14 protein-coding genes and 1 other annotated feature are annotated in these 13,550 nt (G+C 41.2%); of the genes, 2 read left to right on the top strand and 12 right to left on the bottom strand.

Going from position 1 to position 13,550, the window contains the following annotated elements:
* Positions 1 to 66: 66 nt before the first annotated feature.
* From leuS to QFZ72_RS07615, 11 genes are all read right to left on the bottom strand, one after another.
* A complete protein-coding gene (gene leuS, locus QFZ72_RS07665; RefSeq protein ID WP_307431463.1) occupies positions 67 to 2,481 on the bottom strand; it encodes a leucine--tRNA ligase in 2,415 nt (804 codons plus the stop codon).
* 103 nt (positions 2,482 to 2,584) lie between these two features.
* Positions 2,585 to 2,816: a binding site (T-box leader), on the bottom strand.
* A 168-nt stretch (positions 2,817 to 2,984) separates the two neighbouring features.
* Positions 2,985 to 3,308, bottom strand: a complete 324-nt coding sequence (locus tag QFZ72_RS07660; protein WP_223437388.1) for a DUF4257 domain-containing protein — start codon at positions 3,306 to 3,308, stop codon at positions 2,985 to 2,987.
* Between the two features lie 515 nt (positions 3,309 to 3,823).
* Complete coding sequence (locus tag QFZ72_RS07655; protein WP_307431461.1) at positions 3,824 to 5,014, bottom strand: MDR family MFS transporter; 1,191 nt, start codon at positions 5,012 to 5,014, stop codon at positions 3,824 to 3,826.
* 482 nt (positions 5,015 to 5,496) lie between these two features.
* Positions 5,497 to 5,814 carry a hypothetical protein gene (locus tag QFZ72_RS07650; RefSeq protein WP_307431458.1) on the bottom strand — a complete coding sequence of 106 codons (318 nt, stop codon included), beginning with the start codon at positions 5,812 to 5,814 and terminating at the stop codon, positions 5,497 to 5,499.
* Between the two features lie 49 nt (positions 5,815 to 5,863).
* Positions 5,864 to 7,198, bottom strand: coding sequence for an ABC transporter permease (locus tag QFZ72_RS07645; protein ID WP_307431454.1), 1,335 nt, complete (start codon positions 7,196 to 7,198; stop codon positions 5,864 to 5,866).
* The gene (locus QFZ72_RS07640) at positions 7,188 to 7,886 is read right to left on the bottom strand and encodes an ABC transporter ATP-binding protein (protein WP_307431452.1); all 699 of its coding nucleotides are present in this window, start codon (positions 7,884 to 7,886) and stop codon (positions 7,188 to 7,190) included. Before QFZ72_RS07640 ends, QFZ72_RS07645 begins: the two co-directional genes overlap by 11 nt.
* 12 nt (positions 7,887 to 7,898) lie before the next feature.
* Positions 7,899 to 8,888, bottom strand: coding sequence for a hypothetical protein (locus tag QFZ72_RS07635; protein ID WP_307431450.1), 990 nt, complete (start codon positions 8,886 to 8,888; stop codon positions 7,899 to 7,901).
* Positions 8,882 to 9,760 (bottom strand): ABC transporter ATP-binding protein, encoded by an 879-nt coding sequence (locus QFZ72_RS07630; protein ID WP_307431447.1) that lies wholly within the window; start codon positions 9,758 to 9,760, stop codon positions 8,882 to 8,884. Before QFZ72_RS07630 ends, QFZ72_RS07635 begins: the two co-directional genes overlap by 7 nt.
* Positions 9,753 to 10,142, bottom strand: a complete 390-nt coding sequence (locus QFZ72_RS07625; protein ID WP_307431444.1) for a GntR family transcriptional regulator — start codon at positions 10,140 to 10,142, stop codon at positions 9,753 to 9,755. The genes QFZ72_RS07630 and QFZ72_RS07625 overlap by 8 nt, the downstream gene beginning before the upstream one ends.
* Positions 10,143 to 10,300: 158 nt before the next feature.
* Complete coding sequence (locus tag QFZ72_RS07620; protein ID WP_307431441.1) at positions 10,301 to 10,462, bottom strand: glycogen biosynthesis protein GlgD; 162 nt, start codon at positions 10,460 to 10,462, stop codon at positions 10,301 to 10,303.
* 12 nt (positions 10,463 to 10,474) lie between these two features.
* Entirely contained in the window at positions 10,475 to 10,738 is a 264-nt protein-coding gene (locus QFZ72_RS07615) for a YtzC family protein (protein ID WP_307431437.1), read from the bottom strand.
* A 179-nt stretch (positions 10,739 to 10,917) separates the two neighbouring features.
* Between QFZ72_RS07615 and mnmL the strand changes: the two genes are divergently transcribed.
* The gene (gene mnmL, locus QFZ72_RS07610; protein ID WP_307431434.1) at positions 10,918 to 11,883 is read left to right on the top strand and encodes a tRNA modification radical SAM protein MnmL/YtqA; all 966 of its coding nucleotides are present in this window, start codon (positions 10,918 to 10,920) and stop codon (positions 11,881 to 11,883) included.
* The gene (mnmM, locus tag QFZ72_RS07605; RefSeq protein WP_307431432.1) at positions 11,880 to 12,458 is read left to right on the top strand and encodes a tRNA 5-(aminomethyl)-2-thiouridylate-methyltransferase MnmM; all 579 of its coding nucleotides are present in this window, start codon (positions 11,880 to 11,882) and stop codon (positions 12,456 to 12,458) included. The genes mnmL and mnmM overlap by 4 nt, the downstream gene beginning before the upstream one ends.
* 30 nt (positions 12,459 to 12,488) lie before the next feature.
* Here the strand turns inward: mnmM and QFZ72_RS07600 are convergent, their stop codons facing one another.
* Positions 12,489 to 13,538 carry a tetraprenyl-beta-curcumene synthase family protein gene (locus QFZ72_RS07600; RefSeq protein WP_307439648.1) on the bottom strand — a complete coding sequence of 350 codons (1,050 nt, stop codon included), beginning with the start codon at positions 13,536 to 13,538 and terminating at the stop codon, positions 12,489 to 12,491.
* Positions 13,539 to 13,550: the final 12 nt, after the last annotated feature.

Raw genomic sequence — 13,550 nt, 5'->3', positions numbered from 1 at the left:
ACCCGGACTTTTCCGGCGAATTCTTATCTGCCTGTCGGAGCTGAACAGTCGGTTCCTCTTTTCTTATTAGTTCGCTACAATGTTTACCAGCTTTCCTGGCACCGCAATAATTTTGCGGACTGTTTTTCCGTCCATTTGTTCCTTAACAGCGTCATCTGACAGGGCAATTTCCTGCATTTCTTCGCGTGTTGCATCTTTTGGAACATTTAATTTTGCTTTTACTTTGCCGTTAACCTGAACGACAATTTCCACTTCGTCTTCAACTAATTTGCCTTCGTCATATGCCGGCCATGTTTCATAAGAAATCGTACCTTCATGTCCAAGCTTTTCCCATAATTCCTCAGCAAGATGCGGAGCAACCGGAGACAATAATTTCACAAACCCTTCCATGTAGGCTTTTGGAAGCACAGTTGCTTTGTATGCATCATTGATGAAAACCATTAATTGAGAAATGGCTGTGTTGAAGCGCAAGCCTTCGTAGTCTTCTGTTGCTTTTTTAACCGTTTGATGATAGACACGCTCTAAGCTGTCTGACATTTCATCTGTTATTTTTGGACTTAATGTCCCGTTGTCTTCAATAAATAAACGCCATACACGATCCAAGAAACGGCGTGCTCCGTCTAATCCTTTTTCAGACCAAGCTATAGAGGCTTCAAGCGGTCCCATGAACATTTCGTATAAACGTAAAGTATCCGCCCCGTGACTTGCTACAATGTCATCCGGATTTACAACGTTTCCTTTAGATTTACTCATTTTTTCATTGTTTTCGCCAAGAATCATTCCCTGGTTAAACAATTTTTGGAATGGCTCTTTTGTCGGCACAATTCCAAGATCATATAAAACCTTATGCCAGAATCTTGCGTACAGCAAGTGAAGAACAGCATGCTCGGCTCCGCCGATATACGTATCAACAGGAAGCCATTCTTTTATTTTTTCAGGATCAGCAAGATGGTCAGCATTCTTTGGATCAATGTAGCGCAAATAGTACCAGCAGCTGCCGGCCCATTGCGGCATTGTATTTGTTTCACGTCTTCCTTTTTTGCCTGTTTGAGGATCTGTCACATTCACCCATTCTTCAATGACGGCAAGCGGCGACTCGCCTGTACCGGAAGGGCGGATTTCTGTTGTTTTCGGCAATGTTAACGGAAGCTGATCTTCAGGCACGGCAGTCATTGTGCCGTCTTCCCAATGAATAATCGGAATCGGCTCTCCCCAGTAGCGCTGACGGGAGAATAACCAGTCGCGAAGACGGTACGTAATTTTCTTTTCGCCTTTTTGATTTGTTTCAAGCCAATTAATCATGTTTTCTATGCCGTCTTGTTTATTCAAGCCATTCAGGAAATCAGAGTTTACATGAAGTCCTTCGCCAGTGTAAGCTTCTTTCTCAACATCTCCGCCTTCTACTACTTCTTTAATAGGAAGGCCGAATGTTTTTGCAAACTCAAAATCTCTCTCATCATGAGCGGGTACTGCCATAATGGCTCCTGTTCCATAGCTGACTAAAACATAATCCGCAATCCAGATTGGCATTCTCTCGCCATTTACAGGATTTATCGCATAGGCTCCTGTGAATACACCCGTTTTTTCTTTAGCTAAATCTGTTCTTTCAAGATCACTTTTGCTTTTCATTTTATCGATATAAGCAGCAACCGCTTCTTTTTGATCTGCAGTTGTAATGTCTTTAACAAGTGCATGCTCAGGTGCAAGAACTGCATAAGTAGCTCCAAACAGCGTATCAGGACGAGTAGTGAAGACAGTAAACGTTTGATCATGACCGTCAATGCCAAAATGAACGTGGGCACCTTCTGAGCGGCCGATCCAATTGCGCTGCATTTCTTTAATGCTCTCAGGCCAATCCACTTCTTCTAAGTCTTCAATTAATCTGTCAGCATAAGCTGTAATTTTAAGCATCCATTGCTTCATTGGGCGGCGCTCAACTGGGTGTCCCCCGCGTTCACTTTTGCCATCAATAATTTCTTCGTTTGCCAAAACTGTTCCAAGTGCAGGACACCAGTTTACTGCCACTTCATCTACGTATGCCAAACCTTTTTTATATAATTGAAGGAAGATCCATTGTGTCCATTTGTAATACTCAGGGTCTGTTGTATTGATTTCACGGTCCCAGTCATATGAAAAGCCAAGGCTCTGAATTTGACGGCGGAACGTATCAATATTTTTTGCTGTAAATTCAGCAGGATCATTACCTGTGTCGAGTGCGTACTGCTCAGCTGGAAGACCGAATGCATCCCAGCCCATCGGATGAAGAACATTGAACCCCTGCATCCGTTTAACACGGGACAAAATATCAGTTGCCGTGAAGCCTTCAGGGTGGCCAACGTGCAAACCTGCACCTGATGGATATGGAAACATATCAAGGGCGTAAAATTTCGGTTTACCTTTGTCCTCTGTTGTTTTAAATGTTTTATTTTCAAGCCAGTAATTCTGCCATTTTTTCTCAACTTTCTCGTGCTTAAAACTCATATAAATCCTCCTCAAATTGGTGCGTTGCTCTTCGCTTTTAGTATTCAGTCTGAACGGCTGTCCCCCAGATTAAACCGCACAATAGAAAAAACCTCTCATCCCAATAAGGGACGAGAGGTTTCATTTCCCGCGGTACCACCCAATTTAGCGCCAACAATCAGGCACTCACTTAAGCATCCGTAACGTGGATCACGACAGGCATTACTGTGCAGGAGTTCTGCAGTTCACGTCTGTAACTCAAAGGTGAGTTCACAGGCAATGGATGATTGACTCGCACCTTCCGTCAATTCTCTGAGCATCTAAAGTCTGTTACTATTCCTTATCACCGTTCATATTGTATACCTTTATATATTGTATTTTATAGAAATTGTTTCTGTGATGCAAGTTGTTAAATGAAGAAAAAGCGGAAATCGGATGATGGGCGGCAGATATGTTCATTTTCTGCGAAATGAGAAGTGTTAGGTTTTGAGAGATTAAGAAGTGAGTTTGCTGTCATCAGGAGATTATTTTGCTTGACGCTCATTGTCTTTTTCTGGCTGCACTGTGTTGTCCTGCTGCTGTCTGACAAAGTCAAAACTCCTTAATACCGCTTCCCCGCTGTAACCAGCGATAATAGAAAGCACGACAAGCTGAAATGAGGATGAGGGTTCTGTCGATAAAACAAGCAGGATAGAAGCTGTTATCCCCATTGCGATATCTTCCCAGAATCCTAAGTAGATAAATCGTTTAGTCATTCTTGGTTTTTCGATCCTTCCTTTCTTTTTGACATGTCCAAGTAAACCCATTAACCCCCCAATCAATGACGCCACAACTACTGTCTGCAGCATAAGATCACCTTCCTAAAGCCGTAATAATTTCGGCACGTGACTTCAGGTACAAGATATTTAAGCTTCTCTTTGCTTGTACAGGTTTATGAAAATATAGAAGCTTGTTTTACTTCCATTATATGTGAAAAGAGGTTAAACAAGCTTGATTAAATAGAAGGAATTTTCAGGAAACTATTTATCGTACTTTTTCACTAGACCGAACGTTTTTTCGGTTTTTCACCTATGTGATAAGTACCATTCATTACGGCACCGTGCAGCTGCCTGAATTTTCAAACGGCAAATATGTAAATCTATAAGCTTCTGACCCTCCAAAACCAGAGCATAATCAGCATTTTCAGACACTCGCCGCATTTTTTCAGCAATGAAAATTTATCAGCTTCTTTTAGTAAACTCTGATTTTGTTTGGGCATAATTCTATTGAATGATGATAAAAAAAGAATGATGGCATAACCGGGTCAATTGGAACTCACACCGAAAAAAAGCGAGAATTCACTCCCGCTTCACCTTTGGTTATGTTAGGAGGTCAGAACAGCTTCTCCCAGTTTTTGATTCTTTAATTTTTTGTCATAGATTGATGTTGTAAACATTGCAAGAACCAGCAAGCCAATTAATACTATGAAAAGCATGTTCATTCCGTTCAGATCTACCAGCACACCGCCAAGCAGCGGACCAATCATTCTTCCGCCTGTGGCCGTACTGTTGACGAATCCCTGATAAAAACCTTCCCTTCCTTTAGGCGCAAGGTCATTCGCTATCGTTGGAACTGCTGGCCACACAAGCATTTCACCAACAGTCAAAATAATCATCGCAGCCATAAATCCGGTGAACTCTTCGGCAAATGAAACCACTGCAAAGGAAACGATAAAAATGACGAATCCTATCATCATCTGTTTTTTTATGGATTCAGCAAAATACTTAACAAAGGTATTCACTAAAGGCTGGGCAAACACGATTAATGCACCATTTACAGTCCATATTAAGCTGTATTGGGTAAGAGGGATGCCAAGTTCCTGAGTATGTGCAGCAATGGTGGATTGCCACTGAACGTATGCGACCCAGCACAGCAAATAGCCTGAGCAAAGAATGCAAAGTGCGGTAAATTTATCATTGTTTTTTACTTTGGATGACTGCTGCAAAATGGACGTTTGTACAGCTGGACGCGCTGCTATATTTCGATATCCGAAGAATGCAACAAAGAAAAAAACAGCATACAAGGCTGCATTGGCAATAAAGATATATTGAAATGAATACCCCGCAATTAATCCTCCAAGAGCTGCTCCGACAGCGACACCTGCATTTTGAGAGACATAGATGGCATTAAAAGCCTTCCTTCCGCCCTCTGGCCAAACCGTTCCCGCCAGTGCATACATAGACGGAAATACGATTCCTGATCCAAAACCTACCAGCGTCAAAAATAAGATATATGAAGGCCATCCATGAAAAAACACAAGACCTGAAATAGCAGCAAACGTAAGAATAATTCCGCTTAAGATTGAACGGTACCCGCCGTAGCGGTCAAATAAAACACCGCCAATCAAATTTCCTGCCACACTCGCAGCCGAGTTTAACATCAGAACCACTCCGGCAACGGTTAATGATTTGCCAAGATGATCATGTATGTAAATCGTATTTAATGGCCATAGAAACGATGATCCCGTTACATTGACCAGCATGCCAATAATTAATAGCCATAAAGAACGCGGCATGATAAAACCTCCTTCAAAAAACTCACAAAAAAGCACGAAAGCATCGCTATGCCTTCGCGTCTTTTTCTAATCCACCTGAAGATTGTAGTCCTTTTTTATAGAGATTGCAATAAAGAAATCCGGAACACCAACAGACAGCTGTTCTGAAGGTTCGCATTTAGCCGATATCGTTAATTCACTAGCTAAAAAGGACCTTTTTTACAGCGGAATTCCAGCTTTTTTCAGCCGTTTTAGGACTTTATTTAGTTTTTGCTTTTTTTGATATATCCGTTGCTTTGTTTACTTATCCGCTTTTTTCTACTATCCGCTAAAACTTCATGTTTTATTGTTCAGCATAATAGATGTGCTGCCACTTTATTCTCTTATTAGGTTCGGCTGCACCCCCCTTTAATCCTTCAAAAGCTATACAATTTTTCTTCCACCTTGAATGTAATAACACCTTGGCTGTCTGCTGATTTTGCGGTGATTTTTGCAGAACCCTTTTACCCTTTTTCAAAGTATCCGAATATCATTTCCTGTCTCAGCTTACCGTTTTGATCTGTGTAAACAAGCTGCATGGAGCTTTCATTGAAATCCTCATCAGGAAAAATCGTAATCTTATGCTCCTCATTCGGTTTCAATGCCGGTATGCGTATCTTTTTCTCATTATAATAATAAGTGATTTCCAAACCGCTGATTTCTTCTCCAGTCAAATTTTGAACGGAGATTTTCATTCCGCTGATGAACACATTTTTAATAGGCAAAATAAATAAGAGCATTAAGATAAACGCAATCAGCAAATTTTGTACCCACTTCTTCATCTAAATCCTCCTCTCCAAAAAAAAGCAGGCAAATTCTGCCTGCTTCTTCCTATAGTTCACGTCTCAACGCTGAAAGCACATTAATTTTAGTTGCTTTCACCGCAGGCCTCAAGCCTGAGATAACCGCGACTCCCACGCTGATGCCGCTTGCAATCAGCACAAGGCTAAGCGGAATAGAAGAGAAAGTGAAATCCACTCCCTCCATGCTTCCTTCCGAGACTGCCTCCAGGATGCGAGGGATTGCGTAGTTGGCAGCAAAACTGATTACGTACGCAATCGCGACACCAAGCAAGGCGCCAAGTATGCCGATAAATGCACTTTCAAGCAGAAAAATTCTTCTTATCATTCCCGGCTGCGCGCCAATGGCTTTCATGATTCCGATTTCCTGCGTTCGTTCTGTCACCGCCATTGTCATCGTATTAAAAATTCCGATTGAGGCGATAAGAACGGCTACTGTTCCGATAAATATCAGCCCGGCTTTAAACGCATTAAAGAATAAGTTGAGGTTATCGAGTTCTTCCGTGACGGAATACACAAGATAGCCTTTTTCTTTTAAACCGTCTGTCACTTCTTTTACTTGCTCAATACCTGTTGTGTAAACATATATCTCCGAATACTCTGGTTCTTCAAATTCCTCTGCTCCATCTGCTTTTTCAGCAAAAGCCCTCATCTCGCTTTTCCACTTTTCGCTGATGTAAATATTGGAGTCCTTCATAAAATCTCTTGCAGGCGCTTCAGCTACGCCTGCTATTTTAAACGTCCAGCTTTTTGTTTCCGATTTATCTTTTACTTGTTCTGTCATCGAAAACACAATCTCTTTTCCAATGAGGTCACCTTTAAATCCTTCTGGTGCTTCTTGTTTCAACTCGGGATTCTCATTTCTTTTTTCCAGTTGCTTTCTCTCAGCTTCCGTTAAAAGGGATTTTCCAAAATGATAGCCTACAATGATTTCTCTATCGCTTTTGGGAGCATTTCCAGACACAAGTTTCGTATTTCCCTTCAGCTCCTGATCTATATTCGTAAGAACGGGACCCGCAAAGGCAGACGTCCTATCCGAAAGTTTGACTTCTGTTTGGGCAGTCTGGGATACTCCTGATCTTCTTACGACTGCTGCCACATGTTCGGTATTTTCAAGCTCCTTAATCTGCTCTTTTGGTGCTTGTTCAACTTGACCGTCTGTTTCTTTTCCGCTGATTTGAATTTCATTTAGCTTCTGTGTGCTTAATAACTCCTCCTGCATGCTTTTTTGCATGCCGAATCCAACAGATGCGAGGACAATTAAAAAGGCGCAGCCTATCGTTGTAGCAAGAACGGTCATGAATACCCGCATCCGATTTTTTTTCATATTGCGTTTCACCAGGTTAAGCTGATCTTTAACTTTCAACAGGAACGCCTCTTTCCTTTAACACGCCATCTTGTAGGACAAACTTGCGGTCACTGTATTCTGCGACCTCTTCATCATGAGTAATAATGAAGAAGGTGATTCCCTTTTCAGTGTTCAATTCTTTTATCAAATCAAGAATCTCTTTCTCTGTTTCAGAATCCAGGCTTCCTGTAGGCTCATCAGCAAGGATAATTTCCGGATTAGTAATCAGGGCTCGTCCAATTCCGACACGCTGCTGCTGCCCTCCGGAAAGCTCATTCGGATAATGGGTGGAGTGATTTTGCAATCCGATTCGGTACAGCATTTCAGTAACGAGTGTTTTCCGTTCTGATGATGGAATCCCTTTCAGAGTTAAAGGAAGTTCAATATTTTCAAATGTAGTCAGGCTTGGTATCAGCTGAAAGCTTTGAAAGATAAACCCGAATGTATTCAAACGAAATTCCGCCCACTCTTTTTCATTAAATTCAGTAACCTCCGCCCCGCCGACAATAATCTTTCCTGATGTGGGAGGGATATAGCCTGAAATCAAGTTCAGCAAGGTCGATTTTCCGGAACCGCTTCTGCCGACAATCGATGCAATTTCCCCTTTTTTCACTTCCAGCGATATATCTTTCAATACAGGAATTTCTTTTTCACTGCCTTTTTTCCCAACCTTAAAGGAGTGATTTAAATGTTCTGCCTTAATCATTCGTTCCCTCTCCTATGACTGCTTTGATTTTCTATAGATTAAATAATAGCCGAGTAAAATACTTATGACTGCACCGATTAAAGCTCCAATTATATAGCCTGAGAAATTTCCGCTGGAGCCATAACCGATTGAACTGAAACCCAGGACACCCAGCAGAATGACAATCATTTGAACCGGTAAATTCAGCCGATTCCATAAAAAGAAATTGCCGTTTCGCTCATTTGGATGCTTGATGAATGAAAAATGGCCAATGAGATAGAAAAGAATGGCCATACCGAAAGGAATCAAGAAATAGTATCTGTATTCGTAAGGGTTATCCTGAAAAAAAATCGTTCCTACGAAAAATTGAAAAGCCGGAGTAAGTAAATACCCTGCATCATACCACTTTTCCATTTCCACATAAGTCTCATTGCTGAATGCTTGTACATTCTTTGTAATGACAAGTGTAAACAGCAGCGGCAGAACTGAAGCACTGATTGCTGTAAGCCCCTGCGCAAACGGAGTTCCGGTAAGTGCTCCGGCAGACAAGGTTAGCGTATAAAACATTGTAAGGGATGAAAAGTAGATAAAATAATAATTGAACAGCGGCTGAGATACAGCAATATTATGCCATTCAATGTAGCTGCCTGATAGAATTAACGAAATGAGGGTTGAAAATAAGATTATTCCAAAAGCTAAAATCCATTTTACGAAGAATATTTGTGATCTCGTATATGGCAGGGCTAGAGTAAAATCCATGATTCCCTTTGCCCGTTCCGTTCCCATTTGGTTAATAGCAATAAAAAAGACAAACAATGAGCTGATGAAAAGAAGCGGATCTGCACCAAATTGAAAAACAAACGGCTCTGGCGTGTAACCGGGGTTATTTTTTACAAATTCCATATGACTTGAATACTGGGACCAAACTGCAAATGGCCCTGCAAACGAGTTAAATATTAATAATAAGAGAAACAGCGATCTTACTTGCTTAAACTCTTTTTCAAAAAGACCTCCTCCTACCATCTTCGCTTCCCTCCAAACTTAGCGATAAATACTTCTTCTAAATTAACCGGGAGCTGATTCCACACTTTCGGCCTTAACGATTTCAGCCAATCCTGGTTCTCTTTGTCATCACATTTTAATAGAAGTGTATAGAATACACCTGCGTAATCCAAAATGGAGATATTTCGCTCTCTGATTATAAGATGAACATCTTCTTCGAATACGGCCTGAATTTTCATGTAATCTTCTTTTACAGAGTCCATATCCATCACATTTGTAAGCGATTCTCCCTCCAAAAAACCGATCCGGCTGCAGATTCGCTCAATATCTTCTAAGCGATGTGATGTGATGAGAATCGCTGTTTCTCTTTCTGCGACCTCGTCGATCATCAGCTGAAGGAGGTCATGACGGGTGACAGCATCAATGCCATCTGTAGGCTCATCAAGCAGAATCACTGCAGGGCGGGTGGCAAATGCAAGGATCAGGGACAGCTGTTTTTTCAAACCAGTTGATAATTCACGATATTTTTTTGTTTCCGGTATTCCGTATCTGTTGATTAATTCATTTGAGTAAGTCACATCAAAATCTGGATAAAGCGGCTTAAGAATACGTACTAGTTCTCTGTATGTGTATCTGTCATAAAAAGGATTCTGAACAGACACGTAAATCACCTTCCGTTTAACAAGAGGATTTTCTATAATGGAGACGCCCTCAAACAAAACCTCTCCTTCATCCGGCAAAATAATCTGCTGAATTAAACGTAAAATCGTGGTTTTTCCCGAACCGTTCCGGCCAAGTATTCCAAAGATTTCTCCTCTGTCAAGCTTCAGGGAGATGGAATCAAGAACTTTTTCTCCATCAAGCGTTTTCGAAAGATTCTTCAGCTCAATCATTTCTTCCACCTCTCATTTCCCCGCTGATTTCCTCAATCCATTTATGGATAATTTCAATGTCTACACCTGCATAAACAGCATCTACAATGAGCGGTTTCAACTGTTCTTTAATCATCTCCATCTTCCCCTGATCCAATGTTATTTGGGCATTCTCCGATACAAACGTTCCTCTGCCCCTCAATGTTTCAATAATGCCTTCCCGTTCTAATTCTTTATAGGCTTTGCTGACTGTATTTGGATTTGCAATAATCATCGTTGAGAGCTCTCTGACAGACGGCAGCTTTTCTCCGTGCTTTAATACTCCCTTTAAACAAAGCTCTTTCATTTGCTGTATGATTTGCTCATAAATCGCGGTTGAACTGCGCGGATCAATTTGAATCATCGGTCTCCCTTCTTTCTTTAACCGGGATATGTACTGTCTCTGTCGTATTATGTGTACTAGTTAATGTAGTACACATAATACAATATACTTTTTTACATACATTGTCAATTGGTTTTTATAAAATAAAACTGCCTCCATAACGGAAGCAGTTTTCAAGCTTATTCTGAACGCTGTTTCGATTTTACAGGCTGACCGTGCTGCTCATACTTTTTTTTAGATTGCTTAACAGGATCAAAGTCTTTCCCAAATTCTACATCCTGATTATTTGAGCCGTTTCTTGTCTTTTGTTCAGGATTATTCTGTTTTGAACGTTTTTTCATCTGACAGGCCTCCTAATGATCCAGTAAAATCATTTCATTTTGAAGCTGCTGAAGCTGAAGCCGCATTCTGTAAAGCTGTTCTTTTTGCTGATCGTTGGCGCTTAATGTCAAGGAATTGCACTCATTTACTGCATCTTCAAGCATTTGCTGAGCTTTTGTATACTCTGTGTCATTGTAATGCTCCTGCTTAGATCCTTCAGCGTATTGATTTCTGGCATAGTCATACGAATTTGAGCATCTTTCGAGACATTCAGTTACGGATTGTCTTGTTGCCATTTTGCAAACCCCCTATAAGTAAATGAAGCATTTCACTTCATTACGTATAGTTTGCACAACTTCAGAATTCAAATTACGGGAAAACAATTGGAAAAAGCTTTTCAGGTGTTTGTCATCAAGGCAAACACCATGATAAAATGCTCTGATGGCTATTTACGAATTAAGGAGGTTTTTCTAGTTTGAAGCAGATTAACCCTTTTCCATATGCATCAGATGAAAAAAGGTATCATACATGGAATTATCATTTAAGAAATCACTTTGGACATAAAGTGTTTAAGGTAGCATTAGACGGAGGATTTGACTGCCCCAATCGAGACGGTACAGCAGCATTTGGCGGCTGCACATTTTGCAGTGCAGCCGGTTCCGGAGATTTTGCGGGAAACCGCGCAGAGGATCTTGTTACTCAATTCAATCAGATAAAGGAAAAGATGCACGAAAAGTGGAAAAACGGCAAGTACATGGCCTATTTTCAAGCGTACACAAATACTCATGCACCTGTTGAGGTCCTCCGTGAGAAATTTGAGTCTGTTCTGGAATTGGATGGAGTTGTCGGGCTATCTATTGCCACAAGGCCTGACTGCCTGCCCGATGATGTTGTTGAGTATTTGGCCGAATTGAACGAGAGAACGTACCTGTGGGTGGAACTTGGGCTTCAGACTGTGCATGAGCGGACATCTTTGCTTATAAATCGCGCCCACGACTATGAGTGCTATAAAAAAGGCGTGGAGAAGCTGCGAAAGTATAACATTCGTGTTTGCTCCCATATTATTAACGGACTTCCGCTTGAATCAAATGAAATGATGATGGACACAGTCCGTGCTGTGTCAAAGCTCGATGTTCAGGGCATTAAAATCCATCTTCTCCATTTACTAAAAGGGACTCCCATGGTAAAGCAGTATGAGAAAGGCAAGCTGGAATTTTTAACAAAAGAAGACTATGTAAGCTTAGTATGCGACCAGCTTGAAATTCTGCCTCAGGATATGATCGTCCACCGGATTACAGGAGATGGGCCGATTGATTTAATGATTGGCCCAATGTGGAGTGTGAATAAATGGGATGTTCTCAACTCAATTGATGCAGAACTTAAGAACCGCGGCAGTTTTCAGGGAAAATATTTTCAGAAAGAACAGGTAATAGCAGAATGAAATTAGAACGGGTTCTTCCTTTTGCAAAATCCATCTTGGCAAGGACTGTTACTCAAGGGGACATTGCAATAGACGCAACAATAGGAAATGGACATGACACTGTCTTTCTGGCAGAGCTTGTCGGAGACAGCGGACATGTTTATGGCTTTGATATCCAGGAGGATGCACTCAATGCTACATCATCAAGATTGTCCGATCACTCTATTACAGACCGTGTGACACTATTTAAAGAAAGCCATGAACATGCAGCTGACTTCTTGCCGAAGAGTATCTCTGGACGGGTAGCTTCAGCTATCTTTAATCTGGGCTATTTGCCTGGCGGCGATAAAGAAATCGTCACAAAGCCAGAGTCGACCATTCAGGCAATTGAACAGCTCTTTTCCTTGATGAAGCAGGGAGGAGTCATCATTCTTGTTATTTATCACGGACATCCTGGCGGAAAAATTGAACGTGATGCTATTTTGGAATATGCCTGTCAGCTGGATCAAAAAAAGGCGCACGTTCTGCAGTATCAATTTCTTAATCAGAAGAACAGTGCTCCATTTATTATTGCAATTGAAAAAATGCAGGCATAGAAAAAGACCGGGAGTAAGATCCCGGTCTTTTTAAGAGCTTCTTGAGGCAGCAAGCTTCTGAATAGTACGGTATGCCCGCCCATTCCAGTAAAAGAACGAGGACGTTTTTCCGCCTAGTTTGATTAAATGTCTGGCAAGCTTTCCGAGATCTTTTCTTGAGGTTACTTTCTCGTCGGATAAATAAACGCCAAGCAGTCCTCTATGAATGAGTTTATGAAAGTTTTCATGAGGGATTCCGCTGAGGTTGGATTCAGCCTGCAGGACGAAATGCTCAAGCCTTCTCATCATTTCCTTCTCGGTCTTATAGTAATTGCAGAAATTCAAATCTCCGCCAATTCGATCTTCTTCTTGATCAATTAAATAGTCGAGCAGAATATGCAGGCCTTGAACGTATGGAAAATAGCTTTCACGGATCCGGAACGCTTCCCTTTCGTTGAAGTCCTCTCTGAATGCATAAGAGACCAGACAAAAAATGCCTAAAGTTGACCCCGCACACGCAGAGAATTCATACCACTGCATATCCGGCAATCCATGTTTGTTTTTTTCAAACCATGTTTCAAGCCTCGGAATGCGCTCATCTATTGTTACATGCTTATGTACTTGTAAATCACAGTAATAACACGACAATTCGAGTAAGTGTTCGGCAATTAGAGGGTAGTTGCCGAGTCTGCTTAATATATTTTGGCATGTAGATACGAGAGCGTGCAAGTATCCGCCGTCATTTTGATCTGTCCGGTATGAATAATAATTTTTCAGCGGTGCTCCTGCAGTCAGAGCATCATTCATTGATTGGTGCAGCATCGCGAAATCCAATGGATCAAGTGATGTACTTCGATCACATAAATTATCAAGATAATCACTTATGGTCTGATAAGCAACAATAAATTCAATGCATTCATGCTTGTTTGCTTCTGACAAAAACGCAAAAATCCCTCCGCCCTCACAGTGGAAGGATTTATCATTTATACTTGACAGCGCCTGATTTCTAAGCTCTGCGTTTGGAATCTGATTTGCTTTTTCTCTCCATTTATCCAGATGGACATGCACAACGGGAAAAATATCTTTATAAATTTTCGCCATTAATCGCAGCGG

The sequence above is a fragment of the Bacillus sp. V2I10 genome (assembly GCF_030817055.1).
Classification (GTDB): domain Bacteria; phylum Bacillota; class Bacilli; order Bacillales; family Bacillaceae; genus Bacillus_P.
This window is presented reverse-complemented; position numbering and strand designations above follow the sequence as displayed.